Below are 18866 nucleotides of genomic sequence, written 5' to 3'. Positions count from 1 at the left end.
CAATTGACGGGACGGTCTGCGGCACGGGAACGACGGCTCGTTCTTCGATTGTTTGCCTGGCTGATCGAAGTCGGACCTTCACGAGCCTGGAATTCTTTTCTGAGCGATTGCCTGATCGTTGCGATGAACGTCAGCTGGATCGCTTGCGGCGGTCGATCCGACGTTGACGTCGCCAGGTTAGTGCAAAGGACCGCGGGGTCCCGTAGCCCATGGGCCTTACCGACTGCCTACTTCGAGCTGCAGATCTAGTTCAATGCCAACAAGAACAAGGCCTGCCCGACGCATTGACAGGCAATCCCGGGTTGCTAAATGCTGGCTTTGGTCCTATATAGAAACAGCTGCCGCGTGTACCTTCTCCTCCCGGTGCCGCCAGCTGTTCCCCTCTGGAGGTTCACACCTTCACATCTCATGGGCCGCAATTACCTGCGGCCCATTTTTTCGACAGTCAAGCTCCATGACCGGCAAGCCGTCTATTGTGGAGTGGTTGTTTTTGCCATGCCGGAAACTGCACGAGCGAGGTCGGCAAGGTGACGAACGGTGGTTCGGCAGGTGGGACAGCTCCGTTCAAGTCAGCAGTCGTCCTCTAGCCACTTTGTCGGCGGGCATCCAGTTCATGCGAGGCGAGCCCGTCGCATCTGAGCCGCAAAAGGTCAATCTACGGCACCTAGAAACCTTGAGCGGTGCCGCTGCGCAAGCCGTTGCGCATCCGTGCAAGGCAAAGAGTGCCACAGTCCCCGTTATGACGATGCCGAAAATGAAGTATTCCAGCCACTTGCGGCAAACACCAGAACCACCGTGCAGAAAAAATGCCCCGCAAGCGGCGGGGCACTGAGAAATGCGAAAGCGCCGCAGAGTGGACGACTGAGCCTAGTTTAGCTTGGAGGCGTTTTCCGTCAACTTGGACTAAGGTCCCAAATCACCGAAAGGCGCTCTGGTTGTACTCGGATCATCTGCCGGTGGTCCGGCTGGTGCCTTTTACAACGGGAGCGTAGGCCCACCGGTGCGGGCGGAATGTTCAGCCGAACCGATAGCAGCTCGTGAGAGAGCGGCGAGCAGTCTCTCGGGCTCACAGGGCTTCCAAAGCAGCTGGCCTGCGGAGAAAGCGGGTTCGCTCTCGATCGCCGCATCTGGTTCGCCGGAATAGAGAATGAAGGGGACGCTGCGCTCTGCAAGGGTCTTCACCGCAAACGAGCACATTCCATCGCTGAGACGCGGATCGACGATGGCGATATTCGGGGTGTTGACACCCAGCCATCCGATAGCCTCGGCACAGGTCGACAGGGTAATAACCTTCTCGGCGCCGTTTTCCTGAAGAAGCTTCTCGACATCGAGAGCGATGATCGGCTCGTCCTCAAGGAGCAGAACAGTTCCAATCGTCATCTTGCACCCCCCAGCTGTCGCCATTGCGCGCCATCAAATAGCGTACATTCGATAGGGCTCAAAGTCACTTCACATTGTAAAGCATCGAATGCAGCGCGCAGTTGCAACTTCCGTGTCATGCCATTGGCCCCTCTGTCTACGCAGCGTTGCTTTTGTCCGCCGCTGACCGACAGCAATTCCCGGTCAGCAGGCTGAAGAAACCCCGACGCTGGCGATATTTGACGTGGGTCGTGCAGCAGCAGATTGTTTTTAAATAGCAATCCCCCGGCACTTCATTACTGCGGACTAATGCCATTGGGTGAATTGCAATCGGACGTGATAAATCGCCTCATTGAAAGCGGGGATTTTGGTTTTCCTTTGCCGGTGCTGGTCCCCGCTTGGCCCCTGCGTAGATTTGGGCGGTTCGACCATGCGCCTTATTGTCGTGAACGACGTTTCCGTTGTCCAAGGTGGAGCGACGAAAGTCGCGATCCAGTGTCTGCAGGCCTGTGCGCGGGCCGCCATGGATTGCACTTTCTTCGTTGGCGACGACGGGACCGGCCTTGAAGAATACGGTCTGCGCTTACCGACGATCGCGCTTGGCGAAAGGCCGCTTCGAGATGGGCCTGTCATCGCCAATGTTTTCGACCGTCACTTCAACAAGCGGGCCTACGAGGCGCTGTCGATGCTGTTGGCACGATCCAGCGAAAAGACCGTCGTTCATGTGCACGGTTGGAACCAGATCCTGTCGCCTTCGATCTTTCATGCCCTGGCCGAGAGCCCGGCCCGCGTCATCGTAACGGCCCACGACTTTTTCCTGAACTGCCCGAATGGCGGTCGGCTCAACTACAGGAGCGGCGAAATCTGCCCCGTCAAACCGATGTCGCTCGAGTGCCTGGCAACCAACTGCGACAAGCGCAACTATCTGCACAAGCTTTGGCGCTTCCGGCGCATGCTGGGGCAGATTGGCGTCGGTGACGACTTTTGGCAGCGCATCGAGGTGATCCTCGCTCACGAGAAAATGGAAGCCTACTTGACCCCCGGGCCAATCAGGAATTTCCAGACCTTGCGCACACCCACCGAGCCGCTTACGCGGCGGCCGACGGAACCTTGGCGGCACGAACGCATCATGTTCCTCGGCCGCATGACCTGGGAAAAGGGCGTGCGTACGCTGGGCGAAGCACTGCGCATGACCAATCAGGCAGCAACGCTGATCGGCCGCGGGCCGCTTCTCGAAGAGATGCAGGTGACGCTTCCAAATTGCTGGGTGCCCGGTTGGCTCGACCATGAAACCGTAGCCGAGCTTGCCGACCAGGCGCGGATATTCGTGATGCCGTCTCGGATGCCGGAGCCTTACGGGCTGGTGGCCGCCGAGGCAATCATGAGTGGAATTCCGGTAATCATAAGCAGCAATGCTCTCATTGCTGACGAGATCGAGCAAAACCGCGCGGGGCTGGTGTTCAAGAGCGGCGATGCCGCCTCACTGGCCGAAGCGTTGTTGAAGGTCAAGAGCGACAGCCTTGTGCAAAAGCTCGCAGAAGGCGCCCGCGCCTTCGGCAATAAGATTGCGCCCAGCCGCGTAGAATGGGAACGCCGGATGATCGCGATCTATGCAGGGGAGGCTGCATTTCTCGCTGCTTAGGGGGGATCATGACGCGTGCACTCGTGACTGGCGGATGCGGCTTTGTCGGCCGGCATCTCTGTGACCGGCTCTTGGCCGAGGGCTTCGATGTGGTCTGCGTCGATCCTATGAAACCGGGAACGGGCGCAAGGCCACCTTCTTCAAGCCAGCGTTTGCATCGTCAGTTCACCTTGAATGAGCAGGATTGCCGGGGATTTTTCGAAAGCACCCACGAGCATTTCGACTATGTGTTTCACCTCGCGGCGCTCGTCGGCGGGCGCATGACGCTCGAGAACCAGACGCTGCTCGTTGCCGAAGATCTCGCCGTCGACGCAGCTCTCTGGCGGTGGGCAGGCGAATGCCGCCCCGCAACCATCGTCTATTTTAGCTCCAGTGCGGCGTATCCCGTGGCATTGCAAACTGAGGCGATGCAGACGAGGCTTTCTGAAGACATGATCTCGTTCGAGCGCCCGCTCGGCGTGCCCGACCTCAGCTACGGCTGGACCAAGCTCACCGGCGAGTATCTGATGAAGCTTTATGTCGAGCGCTATGGCGGCCGGGCCGTTGCCTACCGGCCTTTCAGTGGCTATGGCGAGGACCAGGACCTCGCCTATCCCTTCCCGGCCATCTGCAACAGGCTTCTCAAGGAGCGCGGCGCGCCGGAAGTGTTCGTCTGGGGAAGCGGACGCCAATGCCGCGACTTCATCCACATTTCTGATTGCGTCGATTTCATTTGGAAGACGATGGACGCGCTGCCATCAGGCGCAAGCCTTAACCTCTCGACAGGCAAAGCAACCGCTTTCATTGCGCTTGCCGAGCTTATCTGCCGCGAGCTCGGCTGGGAACCGCAGGTGCGTGGAATGGCAAACCGTCCAGAGGGAGTGTTTTTCCGCTGCGGCGACGTTACGCTTCAAAAGGCATTCGGACTCGCGCCGAAGATCGGTATCGAGGAAGGTGTGCGGCGCTGCCTTGGACATCATCACCGCCTCGACGCCGCCTGCGTCTGACCCACGGACCCTATTGCACTCGCCGGCGCGAGCAATCGGCGAGATTTCACTTGCCGGCCCAAGGCTAACATGTTAGTCAATCCATACTGAATAGTCAGTTTGGCGGGATGCAGGTTCTTGGAGCGTTTTGGATTATCGGTGGCCCTGGCGACCCCTTTCGACGGCGACGAACGCGTTGCTGTTTCTGCGATGATCGCACACGCAAAGCGGAGCCTTGCGGCTGGCTGTTCCAGCGTCACGCTGTTTGGGACAACCGGCGAAGGATCGTCGATTGGCAGCACTGAGCGCCAGAGGGTGCTTGCGGCATTCATCGAGGCCGGCATCGAGCCCTGCCAAATTGTCGTGGGCGTCCTGGTCGACGCCGCCGAGGATGCTGCTGCCCAGACGGGCTATGCTCTTTCCATGGGCGTTCGAAACATTCTCCTGGCCCCGCCTTGCTATTTTAAGAATGTCAGCGACGAAGGCATTTTCCGCTGGTTTTGTGCCGTATTCCGCATTCTCGGGGATCAAGCGCGCGACATCATCGTCTATAACATTCCCTCTATCACGATGGTGCCGTTGAGCGTTGCGCTGATCGGCCGCCTGCGGCAGGCCTTTGCGGGAATTGTGACAGGCGTCAAGGATTCCTCCGGCGATTGGGCCTTTACCAAAAAACTGCTCGAGGCCCATCATGATCTCATCATCTTGATCGGCGATGAGCGCCACCTGGCACAAGCAACGCGCCTCGGCGGCCAGGGCGCAATCTCCGGCATGGCGAATTTCATCGCCCCGGAGATCAAGCGCATGGCCGATGAAGGAAGGGATGATCCGCGCGTCGTTGCTTTCGTGGCCGAACTGCTGAAGCACCCCGTGACCCCGGCAGTAAAGGTGATGATCGCGCACCTAAGTGGTGATGACATGTGGCTTGCGGTTCGCCCACCGCTCGTTTCAATATCCGGCGAAGGATGCAACGAGCTTGCCCTCGCCTTTGACGCCCTGTTTCGAAAAAAGGCCGCTTGATCGTCATGTACGAAGGGGGATCCATGAGTGGATTGGACGAACAGCCGACGTTGCGGGAAAGAGCTTATGAGAGCTTTACCCGGCATCTGCTGGCGCGCGATGTCCGTCCCGGTCAGTTCGTCTCCCAACGCCGCCTCGTCGAACTGACCGGACTGACGCTCGGCGCAATCCGTGAACTCATTCCAAGGCTCGAAGCCGAGGGCCTCATCAAGACGGTGCCGCAGCGCGGCCTGCAGATTGCTCATATCGATCTCAACCTGATCCGCGAAGCCTTTCAGCTTCGCGTGTTCCTGGAGAAGGAGGCGGTTGCGCTCTTTACGCGGTCGGCCTCCGACGAAACGATCGCAGGCCTTTTGAAAACGCACCGGGACATCGCCGAGGCCATCGATGGCGGCAACAATTCGCATGAACTTGAGCTTCACGCCCAGGCTGTGGACTGGGGAATGCATGATGCCTTCATCGACGCGCTCGGCAACACCATCATCTCGAATGTCTACCGGGTGAATTCAATCAAGATGCGCCTTATAAGCCAGGAACGCTTTCGTATCGACGGTCGCGTCGGGCCGGTCATGGGAGAACATCTGAAGGTTCTCGAAGCCATAGAGCGACGGTCTGCGGAAGATGCGGTCAGCGCGCTCGTGGCACATATCCATCACGCGAGGGACCGCGCACTCAGATTATAGGAAATGCAAGCCGGTGGTGAGGAGATCTCCGGCAAGAAGAGGAGGAATGGCATGTCATCTTCAATTTGGAATCCAACTCGCCGGAATTTTCTGGCTGGTTCTGCCGCTCTCGGCGCCGCCGGCTTTCTTGGCGTCAGGGCGGCTTCGGCCGCCGTTGACTGGAAACGGTTTGCCGGCACAACGCTCGAAGTCAATCTCGTCAAGAGCCCACGCAGCGAGATCATCCTCAAATATCTCGGCGAGTTCCAGGAGCTGACCGGTATAAAGGTCAATGCCGAGGCGACGCCCGAACAGCAGCAGCGCCAGAAGACGACGATCGAGCTCAGCTCCGGAAAGCCGAGCTTCGACGTCGTCCACATGAGCTATCATGTGCAGAAACGGCAGTTCGAAAAAGGTGGCTGGCTTGCCGACATAAGCGGATTTCTCAAGGATCCGTCGCTTACCGATCCGTCGCTGGTCGAGAGCGATTTCGCCGATGCAGGCCTGCAGTTCGCCAAGGATTCCGACGGCCTCCTGCGCTCCCTGCCCTTCTCCGTCGACTACTGGATCGTCTACTGGAACAAGCAGCTCTTCGAGAAAAAGGGCCTTTCGTACCCTGCAACCTTCGAAGAGATGGCGAACGCCGCAGAGGCCCTGACGGACGCGTCCAGCAACACTTATGGCTTCGTTGCTCGCGGACTGAAAAATGCCAATGTCCCCGTGTGGACGGCCCTCATGCTCGGTTACGGCATGACGCCCCTCGGGCCCGACGGCAAACTGCGCACCACCACCGATGAAGCCGTCCAGGCGGCAACGCTCTATCAGCGCCTGATGACGAAGGCAGCACCTGTCGGCGTCTCCGGATTCAATTGGGCAGAAGCCCAATCGGCATTCCTGCAGGGCAAGGTCGGCATGTGGCTTGATGGCGTCGGCTTTGCCCCGCCAATCGAAAACCCTGAAAAATCCCGGGTCGTCGGCCAGGTGGGTTACGGGATCATGCCGAAGGGCCCGAAAGCGCAGGCAGCCGCGACTTTTGGCGATGGTATCGGGGTAACGGCAGCAAGCAAGAACAAGGAAGCCGCCTACCTCTTCTGCCAATGGGTGGTTTCCCATGACATGGGCGCCCGGCTTCTGCAGGCTGGTGCCGGCGTTCCCTTCCGCCAATCCATCCTTGAAGATCCCAAGGTTCGCGAAGGCGTCACGATGCCGAGCTCATGGGTCGATGCGGTCGTCGGATCCGGCAAGATTTCAAAGCTCGCCCTGCCGGTCATCATCCCCGTCACCGAATTCCGCGACATCTATGGCGTCGGCCTGACGAACATGATCGGCGGCGCAGACCCGGCCGCCGAACTCAAGTCAGCCACGGCCCAGTTCGAGCCGGTCCTGGCCCGAAGCGAGGGATGATGTCTTCGGTGAGCATTGAAGCGGCGAAGGCGACGGCAACCCGTGCGAGGAGCAAGTCCAGTGGACTTGCTCCCAACTACTGGCCCTTCGTCGTCCCAGCCCTGATCGTGATCGCGGCCGTCATCGTTTTTCCATGGGTTTTCACCCTGTGGATGAGCGTGAACAGCTGGACACTCGGGCAGGCACAGGCGTTTTCAGGATGGGACAACTATCTCCGTCTCGCGACCGACACGCGCTTTTGGGATTCTCTTTGGCATACCATCCTTTATACGGCGCTTGCGGTGATCGGACCCCTGTTTCTGGGAACGCTCGCCGCCCTGATCTTTGACGCGCAGTTCCCGCTGCGGGGATTCCTGCGCGGCATCTTCGTCATGCCGATGATGGCGACACCTGTTGCCATCGCGCTCGTCTGGACGATGATGTTTCATCCACAGCTCGGCGTCCTGAATTATATTCTCTCGTTGGTCGGAATTGGACCCCAGGAATGGATCTACAATCAGAAGAGCGTCATTCCCTCGCTGGTTCTGGTTGAAACCTGGCAGTGGACGCCGCTGATCATGCTAATCGTGCTTGGCGGTCTCGCGGCTCTGCCGCGCGAGCCGTATGAAAGCGCCGAAATCGACGGTGCCAATGCCTGGCAGAAGTTCCGTTATCTCACGCTGCCGATGATTGCGCCCTTCCTCATGGTCGGTGTCATCATCCGCAGCATCGATGCCGTAAAGAGCTTCGACATCATCTATGCGATGACGCAAGGCGGACCGGGCACGGCCTCGGAGACGATCAATATCTATCTCTACAATACGGCCTTTGCCTATTACGACATCGGCTACGGATCTGCGATGGCCGTCGTCTTCTTCGTCGTCATCGTTGCGCTTTCCTTCGTTTTAATGATGGTGCGGGCGCGCACGAACTGGTCAGACACGGAGACACGCTGATGAAGCGCAAGACGCTCGATCGCATCGGTCTTTTCTTCGTCGCCACGGTGATGGTCTCGCCGGTCATCCTCTTCTTTCTGTGGATGATCTCGCTGTCCCTGAAGTTCGAAATCGACAATGGAGCCTATCCGCCGATCTTCATCCCGGAGCGATTTGCCTGGTCGAACTACGCCAAAGTATTCGAGGAGAACAATTTCTTCCTGTATTTCTGGAATTCCATTCTTGTCACGGGAGCGGCGACCTTTCTGGCGTTGTTGATTGGCGTGCCGGCAGGCTATGGCATTGCCCGCCTCAAGGCCGAGCGTTCGGCAATGGTCATCATGATCGCGCGAATGACACCTGGGCTTTCCTTTCTGATCCCGCTCTTCCTGCTCTTCCAATGGCTGGATCTCCTCGGCACACTCTGGCCCCAGATCATCATCCATCTGGTGGTGACCGTGCCGATCGTCGTATGGATCATGATCGGCTATTTCGAAACGACGCCGATGGAGCTCGAAGAGGCGGCAAGTATCGACGGGGCAACGCCATGGCAGGTCTTCCGCTTGGTGGCGCTGCCGATCGCCAAGCCCGGCATTGTCGTCGCCTTCATCCTCTCCGTCATCTTCTCGTGGAACAATTTCGTGTTCGGTATCGTGCTCGCGAGCCGCGAAACCCGGACGTTGCCGGTGGCAGTCTACAACATGCTTTCCTTCGAGCAGGTCAGCTGGGGACCGCTTGCGGCCGCAGCTCTGATCGTTACGCTGCCGGTGCTGGTGCTGACAATGTTTGCCCAGAAGCAGATTGTTGCTGGTTTGACGGCGGGCGCCGTCAAAGGCAGCTGACGGCGGGCATGCTGTCTTGACGAGTGAAAGGCTTTTAAAGACAAGGGACCGACAGCCGCACGTCTTGTGCGTCGGTGCAGCTGTGCTGGATACTCTGTTTCGCGTTCGTAAAATGCCGACGGGACAAGGCAAGGTTCTGCCATATGACATGCTGCAGATAGTCGAGGGCATGGCCTCGAGCGCGGCTTACGCTGTTGTCAGGCTTGGGGGCAAGGCAAGCCTGTGGGGTTCTGTTGGGGATGACGAAACTGGCAAACGCATTATCGCGGATCTCTCGGCAGCCGGCATTGACACAAGCGGAATGCAGATCGCGCAAGGCGCGAGATCTGCAGTTTCGACCATCGTGGTTGATGACGGCGGCGAGCGTCTCATCGTCCCCTTTTACGATCCCGAACTGCATCGATCCGTCAAACACGTGTCGACAACCGAGATCGCCGCTTTCGACGCCGTATTAGTTGATGTTCGATGGCCAAAGCTTGCTCTCAAGGTCCTGGAAACGGCACAAAGCCTAGGCAAGCCGGCGATCTTGGATGGCGACGTCGCTACCGATGGGGTCATCGAGCGCCTGGGGCCAGCAGCCAGCCATATCGTCTTTTCGCACCCTGCAGCAGGCAAGCTGGCCGGGACGCAGGATTGTGCTGCAGCGATCGGAGTGCTCAAGCAGCGTTTTCCGCAGGCGTTTATCAGCGTCACGGCAGGTGAAAACGGCGCCTTTTGGTATGACAATGTCAACGATTGCGTGATGCATATGACCGCGCGATGCGTCAAAGCAGTCGACACACTTGCCGCAGGCGACATCTTCCATGGCGCGTTCGCCTTTGCCGTCGCACAGAAATGGCAAATCGAAGATGCCATTCGAATCTCATCGGCGGCGGCAGCACTTAAGTGTCAGGTCTTTGGCGGACGCACGGGTGCACCCGACAGCGATCAACTTGCCGCCTGTCTGGCACAATGGACGCCTCAGGTCTCGCGGGTGTAACTGCGCTTGGAGCGCTCTTCGCGGTCTGCCTGGTTTGGCCGCCCCACGTCTATCCGGGATTACATCTTATACCAGTGTATCATTGTCATGTTTCCCCTATCACGAGTGTCACGAAAAAGTCACGACATCTTTGTGCAAGCCTGTGCTTAGTTCTCTGGGAGGCGCTGTGGAACCGATCCAATGGAAACAGGATCGCCGATGGAGCGCATCATTTCGCGGTCTGGTAGAACATTGCGGAAAACAAGTTTGCAGTGCTCTTCAGGCAGGATTTGGGAGACAAGCAGGTTTTCTTCTCTGCGAGCGTTTCAATAGCAGGTGTGGATGCCCATCGATTTCAGACGAATAACACATGCCGAGGCGGCGCAAGGCGCAGCCATTATGGTTGAGGCTTACGCCGAGCCGCCTTGGAGTGAAGAGTGGTCGATCGAGAATGCAGCTTGGCGTCTGGACGAACTGGCCAAAACACCTGGCTGCATTGGCGTGGCGGCATTCGAGGCGATAGAAGCCATCGGCTTCGCTTTTGCCCTTCCGCATACGTCGGTGATCGGCCGCGGCCTGCACCTTGCTGAAATAGCCGTATTGCCCAAGCATCAACGAAAAGGAGTCGGCTCAGGTCTGCTGAGCCGCCTCCAAATCGAAGCCCGAGCAATGGGTTATCTGCAGATCTGGCTCGTTTCCCAGCAGAGCGGTCGCGTTGCCAACTACTACACGGGCAATGGGTATGAGCCGTCAAACCGGCTTGGCGTTTATTCCAAGCGTCTTGACTAGCCGCGACGATGGTGCGACGAGCCATGGCCGACTTGTCGGCCCGAGTGGACGCATTTAGTGCCTGTGCAGATTGAAGACGTCCACGGACAGCGCCAGGTCGGGCAGGCCCGTTTCGGCGACATCGCCAATCTCGCGCGTAACGGCCTTCAGGGCAAGGTCAAGCCAATGCGTCGCGCTGACAAGCTCTACGTCCTGCGCCGCGTATCTTGCGTAAGTGATCATTCGGGCGAGCGCGATCAGCTCATCCAATTCGTCAATGGATCTTGCATTCTGGCCGGGGCCATCTGGATTGCTTGCGGAAGTGGTGCTCATCTCGATCTCCAATACCTGTGGAGAACATATTGGGGATAACAGCGAAGAGCCCGTGAAAACCGCGTGACACAATCACTAATTGCAAGTGGCATAGGCATATCATTTGGACGAAACATATGTCTCGTTCATACGCCATGAAATCTCTCTGTCGAAGGTGGATCCAGTGATGGCGCGAACAGCTTCCAGGAGCGCAAGAGCATCGGCACGTTTCTGGTCGACGGCGTTTGAGACCAAGAGCGAAAGCAACTTTCGCGGTGGCACTACACTGGCCGTGTCGCAACCGGCGATGATCGATTGCCAGGTCCGCTCCTTGAAGAAGATTTGCGAAGCACTCTCCTCAAGCCTTACCCGCATGGCAGGTGCTAGCTTGTTTTCGCTTTCCAACTTGTCGAGCGTTGCCCTGACGTTAACGAGCGGCACCGTCAGGGACTTATATCCATAATCGATTGGGCCGTGGAGCAATGCCACGTCAGAATCATCCACGGTCACGCCCGTCTGGTATTCATTGAAGATACGGCCGATGCCAATCATGCCAAAGAGCTGGCATTCTGCAGCGCGCAGTGCTCCCATGCTGGCCGCGCCCAAGACAGCCACATTCTGAGATAGCGCATAAAGGATCTCCTTGTGCCAGACCGGCGCCGTATATTCGAACCCGCCGTCGATGAGACCGATGACGCTCGCCCCGCGCCTCACGGCGGCAAGAACATCGCCCTGAACCGCAGGTGGACAGACGAAGACCTCCTCGCCAGCGAAGGATTCCGCATCTGGAAGGCTGGGACCGACGAACACGACCTTCATGACATAATGGCCTTTGAAACCGCGCGATTTCCAAAGCGGCGTGCGCGACCGCCCGGGGGGTTTTCAAGAGCAGGGATAAAGATTTTCGTGACGCTGAAGGGAAGTGCGGGATCGCTCAGGGCCAGGACGATGACCTTGTCTATTTGCTTTTCCCGCAAGGCACCCAGCGTATGGTGGAGATGTTGTGAGAGCGATTGTGGAAAGGCCGGCGCAATCGCTGCCGGCATCGCCGGAACGGCCTGGAAAGCGGTGCGCGTCTGCAGCGGGAGAGGCGCATGATAGGTTTCGGGCAATATGTCATCCCGCGCGCCGCTGATATAGGTCAACCGGGATTGAACTGCTTCGGTTACAGCCCGTATGGCTGCCCGAACGGGCGATGGATGAGCGCCGTTTCCTGCCGTTACTTCGACAAAACGGACATCTGCGGCGCCATGGATTTCCCCTGGTGCTAAAATTGCTGTGAAGCATGGAATGGCGATATCGCTCATCATGTCGAAGAGTCGAAGTACCAGCCCGGCCGTTTCGATTTTTTCGATCAATTGATCCAGCGCCGGGTCCTGGAGGCCGCGTGGATCGATGCAGCGCGAGTACCGGTCTTTGTCATTGCCTATCTGCCAGAGGACATGGGCATCCCGTTCTATGCGCTCGAGAATCCCATGGAGAATTGCTTCTTCGAGCGTGTTTCCGCACGCCAAGCCATCGGAGGACATCCAGAAGCGGCAATCGCGCGTCCGGTCGAGGATCGCGGCCTCGAAAGGGATATAGATCTCGGTCCCCGACAGGAGTTCCCTGCCGAGCGCCCATTCGATCCCTTCGTCATCGCCTATGTCGTTCTTGTGGCGACCGATCAGACAGTTCAGCTTTTCAACCATGTAGCCGGATTCTTGAAGGCGGCGCGCGCTTGTTCGCACAGTATTGACGGAAGGATTGCCGGCAACGGCCCGTTCCAGGGCCTCCATGACGGCCGACACCTTCGCATCGTCGTCGGTCAGGCCCTTGCCTTGAGCGACGACGATCGAGCGGGCATTGGGAGAATAGGCACACCAGACCGGTATCCCGATGCGATCGAGACCGGTGTGACGTGCGACACGGGTAACGCCGAAGTCAAGCAGAAACGGCGAGACGCGCATCAACGTTTCCGACGGCACGACGGCCCGGTCGGAATATGAAAGGACTTGAGCGGCTGTCAGAGTAGGATCTCAACCGTCGACGTGCCCGGAAAACACCGCTTGCGCCGAAGAAACAGCAATAGCGAAATCCACCTTCTTCACAAAGGTGGCTCCTGTCTTGCGGACATCCGAAACAACTCGTGCCAGCTCTCCGACAGGCGATGCAAGCGGCTTCACCGTGCCTGCGTCAAGATCGGCAATCCAGAGATCCGCTTGTCCTGCAACGCCGAATACGACAGCTTTTTCCATAAATTTTCTCCATAAGGGTTGTTTTAAAATCCGGCCTTCAAAAGGCCCTCCCGATAAAGCTCCTTCTGCCATTGTTCCTTGAAAGGAACGACAGAGAGCCATTTCTCGACATCGAAAACAGGATTGAGTGCTTCGGCGCGTTGCCGGTAAAACTGTGCCCGCCTTCGATCGCCAATCATCGCACAGCTTGCCGCCGCGATCCGGTGAGCAGGTGCTTTGTCTTTCATCGCCTCCACGTATTCGATTGACGCTTCATACTGCTCAAGAAAATAACTTGCCCCTGCCGCGCACCAGAGGTAGGCGTCGGGCGATATCGGGTTGAGCGAGATCGCCTTTTTGATCTTCGACAACGCTTCCTCCGGGCGAGAGGCATGTACGAGCGTGTCAGCATGGCTATAAATGACGTCGGCAAAATGCGGACTCAATTCTTCCGCCAGACTGAGAGCGGAAACGCTGTGATCGACGTCGCCGCGATAAAGCTTGGTGACGCCTAATTCTCTGTATCCGCCAACAAATTCCGAATCCCCATCTATGGCCTTAAGGGCGCTCGATTCCGCCAGGCGCAGCAGCTCTTCGTTTCCCTGCGCCGTAACAAGCCATTCACTTGTATAGGTACGGGCAAGACCGGCAAAGGCGGGCGAGAAATTAGGATTGTATCGAAGAGCCTCCTTGAATGCGCTACGTGCCCTGCGGATATGTGGCAGCGTCAGCTTGCCAACCAAACTCGCACCGACGAGATATGAATGGTATGCCTGTGGATTGGCCTCGATGTTCAATCTGGCCTGCTCGTTCCTGGCCAGCTCTTGCACCAGCGAAGAGGTCAGCCTCTGGGCAATGAGCCGCCTTTGTGTCGGCAGTGCGTCCGACGTCATCGTAAAGCGCGTTGCCCAGATGACCTCGTCGGTGGGAAAATAGATAAGCTGGGCATAAAGCCCCTCAGTCGAAAGCCGCGTTTCAAGGAGATAAGAGATCGAGTGCCGCACAACGACCTGGGCTTTGTCGGAGTCGCGACGAATCTGGTCGGCCGTGTGCGGTGCGACAATAGAAATGTTGCGGAGCGCGCAAAGCTCAATGGTGACGTCTTCGATCAGGGCGTTGGCAATAGCGAGCCCGGCAACATGTCCCTGCGGAACCGGCGGAAGCAGCACGACTCGAGGAAGCACTGACGGCGAGGGCCTGACAGGCTCATGGTGCACGAGCCCGTCTGGTCGGGTCAATGGCAGGGCGTCGATTTTCGGCCTGCCTACCTTCTCATGCCTAGCCCCGTCAGCCGGATCGGCTCCAGGTAGCCGGCGAAGCATTTCCCTGATTTCTTCATCGGCCGGATCTTTCTCCAGAAGATACAGGCCGGCGGTGGATATCGCCCGGACCTCATCATTGCCTTTGGCATGTGGCAAGGCGTCAAAAAGCACTTCGCGCAGCTTCAATCGATGATTCCGACGCTCTCCCGTGATCCAGTTGTCGATCGACCTGGTTGAGGGTTTCACGTTTGCCATGAAATCCCGCTGAAGCAGGTCGCTGATCGCTTGCAATCGCGCCAACGGAGGCATTGAGCTATCGAGAGTCTGAAGATCGACGGCAAGAGCCTTCGTGTTAAGCCGGATCGAACTGGACGTGATCTGGAGCAGGGCTGCGTTCGTGTCGTCATCGATCTGTCGAATGCGTGAGATCAACTTGCGCAGGTTAAGCCCCGAAAGCTCGGCCTGCGCGTCGGCCCATAGAAACTCCGAGAGCTCATGACGGCTCAGTTCATGGGTCTTGCGGCTGAAGAGATAGGCGACCATCACCAGGCCCTTGGCCGGATAGCGAATGGCATTGCCATCGGCATCGCTCAGCCGCAGATCGCCGAATGTCTGCAGATACAGCACCAAAGTGTCTATCCTCGCTCGGGTTCTATCTGATCGGAACTGTCGCGGTGGTTCTCGACCGGGTTTGCAGAGCCAAGGCTTCTGGTAAGGGCAAGCAGTTTTTGACGGACGTTGGGATCTTCGATTGCCAGAAATGCCCTGCTGAGTGCCACTCCCTCCTTCGACGTCATAAACAGCGTGACATCATCCGTCTCGCACCGTGCCTCGACATCGGATGACGCGCTCGCACTGTTTTCGAAGAAGAACCCGATGGGAACTTTGAGAATTTCCGCAATTCTCTGGAGCCTGCCAGCGCCTATTCGGTTCATGCCCTTCTCGTATTTTTGCACTTGCTGAAATGTTATACCCAAGGCGTCCGCTAGACTGCCCTGGCTCAAGCCAAGAGCCTTCCGCCTGAGCCGCAGACGACCACCCACATAGATATCAATGGCATTTGGAGATTTCGCCTTCATGGGGCCCCCTCTTGGCTCATGCGACGTGCATCATGATACGTTTCGACGAAAATGCAACTAAAGGTCATCTATTACAAATCTTATTCTTGGTTTCCCGCCAAGGACCCTCTCAATGTTTTTACAACCAAGTCTAATTAATCTCAATTTAAGGTAACTGACCTGGCAATAAACGGGGCAGGAGTCCCCGGGCAGCTTGTTTTAGCATGAAATACTATACTGCTATTTAAAATTGTGTCACGTCGATTTCACGCATCGCTGCGGAATTTTACAGTTATGCTTCCTGCGTCAATATCTGGCGCTTTCGCTGGCCGATGGGGGCAAGCATCCACAGCGTCAGCGCGTTTTGTCGGGTCGATGCATCGTCGGTGATCACCACCGCTCAAGATCGGAGTTGTGAGAGCTATGGAACTACCTTCCATTCAGGTCAATCATGCCGATCGTCTTTTTGCCTGCCGGCAGAAGGTCGAAGGGGCCGTTTACGAGATCATTTTCAGCGAAAGGCTTATGGAGTTTTCGGCAGCAGAAATCGCCATGGCGGTCGCTGATATCGCTGATGATTATATCCTGTCGATTGCCAAGCAGAAATCGGCAACGCACAAGTCGGGCGGCCTTGTCATCGAATTAGGCCTTCGACGGCAGGAAGCGCCATGACAGATGCCCCTTCGTGGGCGGCTACCAACCTCAACGCGTGATCCGGAAGTCCGTTGGCGCCTCATCCAAGGAGGCCTGTTCGCTCACGACCCTGGAAACGGACGCGCCGACGGGTCCGTTCCAAAACTGTTTCAACATTCTCGAAACCGCCGCGTCCTGCCCGGCGATCAATGCGGTCACGGATCCGTCATCTTCGTTACGCACCCAGCCGGTCAAGCCGAGCCGCTGTGCCTGGGTCTTTGTCCATATGCGGAAGCTGACGCCCTGGACCTTTCCCGATATGTGCACGAGCCTCACCTTAGGATCATCCGTCATGACCACCTCCCTCATCAGGAAAATGCAGCACCTTGCGTGAAAGCAGAACGGCGCAATGCAGCTATCAGCCGTAGAGATAATTGGGAAGCCAAAGCGCCATTCCAGGCCAAATATACATGATGATCATGCAAAGGATGACGATCAGCATATAGGGCATCATACCCGCGAAGATCTGGTTGAGCGTGACGTGCGGCGGCGAAACGCCCTTGAGATAATATGCCGACATCGCCACCGGCGGCGACAGGAAGGCTGCCTGCAGATTGACGAAGACGAGGACACCCCAAAGGATGGGGTCGATGTCGAAGTGTCTCAGCATCGGCAGGAAGATCGGCACGAAGATGATGATGATCTCGGTCCATTCAAGCGGCCAACCAAGGATGAAGATGATCGCCTGCGACAGGATCATGAACTGTACAGGTGTCAATTCAAGCGCCAGCACCCATTCTTCGATCAGCGCCTGCCCTCCCAGAATGGCGAACACCGCGGAGAATAGTGCGGATCCGACGAAGAGCCAGCACACCATCGCCGTCGTCTTCGCAGTCAGGAATACGGCTTCCTTCGTGCGTTTCCAGTTGAGCGTTCGAGCCTGAAATGCCAACAGGAAGGCGCCCGCGGCCCCGACTGCGGCAGACTCGGTTGCAGTCGTGATACCGAACAGGATCACGGCGAGCACGACGACAGTGAGGAGCGCGAGCGGCATGACGGAGGAAACCAGAAGCTTTACCACCTGAAGCCGCTCCGCACCCATGTTGTAGTAGTAGCGTGAAAGGGCCAAAGCAGCGATTGCTGCAACGAGTGCGAACGACACGTAGAAGCTCGTCGCCGGGCCGTTGACCACGGCCGCGCCCGCATCCACCGCAGGCGCTCCGAGCTGCTCCAGTCCTTCCGGGACTTCCGTCTCGCCGGAGGCCTGCGGATGGATAACAACATACCACCACACCAGCAGCAGCGTGAATGCTGTCAAGAAAAAGGGCACGAGGCTTGCGCAGAAATTCTTGAAGAGCACCCAGTAGGTGAGCCGTCCCTCAGCCGTTTCGAGTGCCATTGCCTTGGAAGGCGAGGTCAATGCGCGCAAAAGAGCGAGCATCATGTTCTGCGAATAGGCCGCTTGAAGACTGCGCATCCAGCTTGCCACCGGAACCTGCATCTGCTCCTCCGGCAAAGCCGGCGCGACCTTCGGGTTGATCACCGCCCAGCTGAGAATATAGACGAGATAGAGGAACGCGAGGAAGAAACCTGGAAACATCGTCGCAGCGTAGAGCTTGACGACAGACTGCCCAGCAACCGCGGCATAGACAATGATCATCACCGAGGGTGGGATAAGGATGCCCAGCGTACCGCCAGCGGTTATGACGCCGGAGGCAAGCTTCACGTCATAGCCCGCTCGCAACATTGGGCTCATGGCGATCACCCCCATCAGCACGACGACGGCACCGACGAGACCGCTTGCAATTCCCCAGAACGTGCACACGATCAGGCTTGCCACGGCAAGCGACGCAGGAACGCGCCGGAACGACAGCTGGATGCTGTAGAACATCTTGTCGACCAGCGCGCCGCGTTCCATCACGTAGCCCATCAGGACGAAGAGCGGGATGGAGATCAGTACGTCGTTGGTCATTGCCCCGTAGGTGCGCTGAACCATCAGGTCAAAGACCCGATTGTCGATCCAGTGCTCGGCAGGATTGTAGAAGGCGTAGAAGCCGAAAAGCATGCCGAGCCCCATCAGCGTGAAGGCGGTCGGGAACCCCATCATGATCACGACCACGATGAGAAGCAGCATCATCAGCCCGAGGAACGGATCGCTCACGTTTCGATGTCTCCCCCCATTCCGCGCTGCCGCGCTGCCCGGTCTAGGTCGTGGGCGCGCTCGATCGCTGCCTGGCGCGTCTTTGCATCTACGTGCTCGCTTTGCCCAAGCTGCTCGGCAACAACGTCGATCTCCTCCACGTCCTTGAGCCGGGCCGGCCATTCGCCGGTCCTCAGGCAGACGATGCAGCGAAGCATTTCGGCAAGCCCCTGCAGCATGACGAGCGCGCCTGCCACCGGAATGACCGTCTTGAAATAATAGATCGGCGGACCTTCCGCGGTGACCGTCGAATGCTCGCCGATCCGCCAGGACAGCGCTGCATAGTCATAGCCGGCGTAAACAAGGGCGGCGACGCCCGGCAGGAAGAAAAGGACGTAAAGGACGAGATCGAGCCCGGCCTGGATCCTGGGCCTTAGCGAGCTATAAAGAAAATCGCCGCGCACATGCGCATTCTGCGCCAGTGCGTAGGCTCCGGCGAGCATAAAGAGGGTGCCATAGAACATGTTGCTGGCGTCAAAGATCCACGCCGTCGGCATGTTCAGGATGTAGCGCTTGAAAACCTCGACGCAAACGAGCGCCATCAAGGCGATGATGAGCCAAGCCGCAGCTTTTCCGACCCACACGCTGACTGCATCCACCTTGAGCAAAAAATGCTGAATGTTCACACGCGTGCCCCCGGGAAAGAGCATT

At 57.8% G+C, this 18866-nt stretch carries 20 protein-coding genes; 10 read left to right on the top strand and 10 right to left on the bottom strand.

All coding sequences use genetic code 11. The features are described 5' to 3' along the window. Positions 1-975: 975 nt before the first annotated feature. The gene (locus tag EV130_RS03295; protein ID WP_237358644.1) at positions 976-1380 is read right to left on the bottom strand and encodes a response regulator; all 405 of its coding nucleotides are present in this window, start codon (positions 1378-1380) and stop codon (positions 976-978) included. A 409-nt stretch (positions 1381-1789) separates the two neighbouring features. Here EV130_RS03295 and EV130_RS03290 point away from each other — a divergent pair, with 409 nt between their 5' ends. The 9 genes from EV130_RS03290 (at position 1790) to EV130_RS03250 (ending at position 10555) form a co-directional block, all read left to right on the top strand. Next, positions 1790-3001, top strand: coding sequence for a glycosyltransferase family 4 protein (locus EV130_RS03290; RefSeq protein WP_074064058.1), 1212 nt, complete (start codon positions 1790-1792; stop codon positions 2999-3001). An 8-nt stretch (positions 3002-3009) separates the two neighbouring features. Further along, the gene (locus tag EV130_RS03285) at positions 3010-3987 is read left to right on the top strand and encodes an NAD-dependent epimerase/dehydratase family protein (RefSeq protein ID WP_132659230.1); all 978 of its coding nucleotides are present in this window, start codon (positions 3010-3012) and stop codon (positions 3985-3987) included. 117 nt (positions 3988-4104) lie between these two features. Next, positions 4105-4986, top strand: a complete 882-nt coding sequence (locus EV130_RS03280; RefSeq protein WP_132659228.1) for a dihydrodipicolinate synthase family protein — start codon at positions 4105-4107, stop codon at positions 4984-4986. Positions 4987-5009: 23 nt separating this feature from the next. Then, entirely contained in the window at positions 5010-5669 is a 660-nt protein-coding gene (locus EV130_RS03275) for a GntR family transcriptional regulator (RefSeq protein ID WP_074065589.1), read from the top strand. 51 nt (positions 5670-5720) lie between these two features. Next, complete coding sequence (locus EV130_RS03270; RefSeq protein WP_074064055.1) at positions 5721-7052, top strand: ABC transporter substrate-binding protein; 1332 nt, start codon at positions 5721-5723, stop codon at positions 7050-7052. Beyond that, positions 7052-7987: a carbohydrate ABC transporter permease gene (locus tag EV130_RS03265; protein WP_074065588.1), complete on the top strand. Its 936-nt coding sequence runs from the start codon at positions 7052-7054 to the stop codon at positions 7985-7987. The genes EV130_RS03270 and EV130_RS03265 overlap by 1 nt, the downstream gene beginning before the upstream one ends. After that, positions 7987-8808 (top strand): carbohydrate ABC transporter permease, encoded by an 822-nt coding sequence (locus EV130_RS03260; RefSeq protein ID WP_074064054.1) that lies wholly within the window; start codon positions 7987-7989, stop codon positions 8806-8808. The genes EV130_RS03265 and EV130_RS03260 overlap by 1 nt, the downstream gene beginning before the upstream one ends. A 16-nt stretch (positions 8809-8824) precedes the next feature. Continuing rightward, positions 8825-9787 (top strand): PfkB family carbohydrate kinase, encoded by a 963-nt coding sequence (locus EV130_RS03255; RefSeq protein WP_132659226.1) that lies wholly within the window; start codon positions 8825-8827, stop codon positions 9785-9787. Between the two features lie 321 nt (positions 9788-10108). Continuing rightward, entirely contained in the window at positions 10109-10555 is a 447-nt protein-coding gene (locus tag EV130_RS03250; RefSeq protein WP_132659224.1) for a GNAT family N-acetyltransferase, read from the top strand. Positions 10556-10609: 54 nt separating this feature from the next. Here EV130_RS03250 and EV130_RS03245 read toward each other — a convergent pair whose 3' ends face one another. The 6 genes from EV130_RS03245 to EV130_RS03220 form a co-directional block, all read right to left on the bottom strand. Continuing rightward, positions 10610-10867, bottom strand: coding sequence for a hypothetical protein (locus EV130_RS03245; protein WP_074064051.1), 258 nt, complete (start codon positions 10865-10867; stop codon positions 10610-10612). Between the two features lie 99 nt (positions 10868-10966). After that, positions 10967-11665 carry a TfuA-like protein gene (locus EV130_RS03240; protein ID WP_074064050.1) on the bottom strand — a complete coding sequence of 233 codons (699 nt, stop codon included), beginning with the start codon at positions 11663-11665 and terminating at the stop codon, positions 10967-10969. Further along, positions 11662-12855 carry a YcaO-like family protein gene (locus EV130_RS03235; RefSeq protein ID WP_074064049.1) on the bottom strand — a complete coding sequence of 398 codons (1194 nt, stop codon included), beginning with the start codon at positions 12853-12855 and terminating at the stop codon, positions 11662-11664. The genes EV130_RS03240 and EV130_RS03235 overlap by 4 nt, the downstream gene beginning before the upstream one ends. Positions 12856-12864: 9 nt before the next feature. Beyond that, on the bottom strand, positions 12865-13083 hold the full coding sequence (locus EV130_RS03230; protein ID WP_074064048.1) for a hypothetical protein: 219 nt from the start codon (positions 13081-13083) through the stop codon (positions 12865-12867). A gap of 23 nt (positions 13084-13106) precedes the next feature. Then, a complete protein-coding gene (locus EV130_RS03225) occupies positions 13107-14951 on the bottom strand; it encodes an AfsR/SARP family transcriptional regulator (RefSeq protein WP_132659222.1) in 1845 nt (614 codons plus the stop codon). An 8-nt stretch (positions 14952-14959) separates the two neighbouring features. Then, positions 14960-15403 carry a helix-turn-helix domain-containing protein gene (locus EV130_RS03220; protein ID WP_074064047.1) on the bottom strand — a complete coding sequence of 148 codons (444 nt, stop codon included), beginning with the start codon at positions 15401-15403 and terminating at the stop codon, positions 14960-14962. A 402-nt stretch (positions 15404-15805) separates the two neighbouring features. On the opposite strand from EV130_RS03220, the gene EV130_RS03215 reads away from it, so the two are divergent. Next, positions 15806-16054: a hypothetical protein gene (locus EV130_RS03215; RefSeq protein WP_074064046.1), complete on the top strand. Its 249-nt coding sequence runs from the start codon at positions 15806-15808 to the stop codon at positions 16052-16054. Between the two features lie 30 nt (positions 16055-16084). On the opposite strand, the gene EV130_RS03210 is transcribed toward EV130_RS03215, so the two are convergent. From EV130_RS03210 to EV130_RS03200, 3 genes are all read right to left on the bottom strand, one after another. Then, positions 16085-16369 (bottom strand): acylphosphatase, encoded by a 285-nt coding sequence (locus tag EV130_RS03210; RefSeq protein WP_132549037.1) that lies wholly within the window; start codon positions 16367-16369, stop codon positions 16085-16087. Positions 16370-16433: 64 nt separating this feature from the next. After that, positions 16434-18176 (bottom strand): TRAP transporter large permease, encoded by a 1743-nt coding sequence (locus EV130_RS03205; RefSeq protein ID WP_074064044.1) that lies wholly within the window; start codon positions 18174-18176, stop codon positions 16434-16436. Continuing rightward, entirely contained in the window at positions 18173-18865 is a 693-nt protein-coding gene (locus EV130_RS03200) for a TRAP transporter small permease subunit (RefSeq protein WP_196776394.1), read from the bottom strand. Before EV130_RS03200 ends, EV130_RS03205 begins: the two co-directional genes overlap by 4 nt. Position 18866 lies beyond the last annotated feature (1 nt).

Source organism: Rhizobium azibense (assembly GCF_004342325.1).
In the GTDB taxonomy this organism is placed as follows: Bacteria; Pseudomonadota; Alphaproteobacteria; order Rhizobiales; family Rhizobiaceae; genus Rhizobium; species Rhizobium etli_B.
This window is presented reverse-complemented; position numbering and strand designations above follow the sequence as displayed.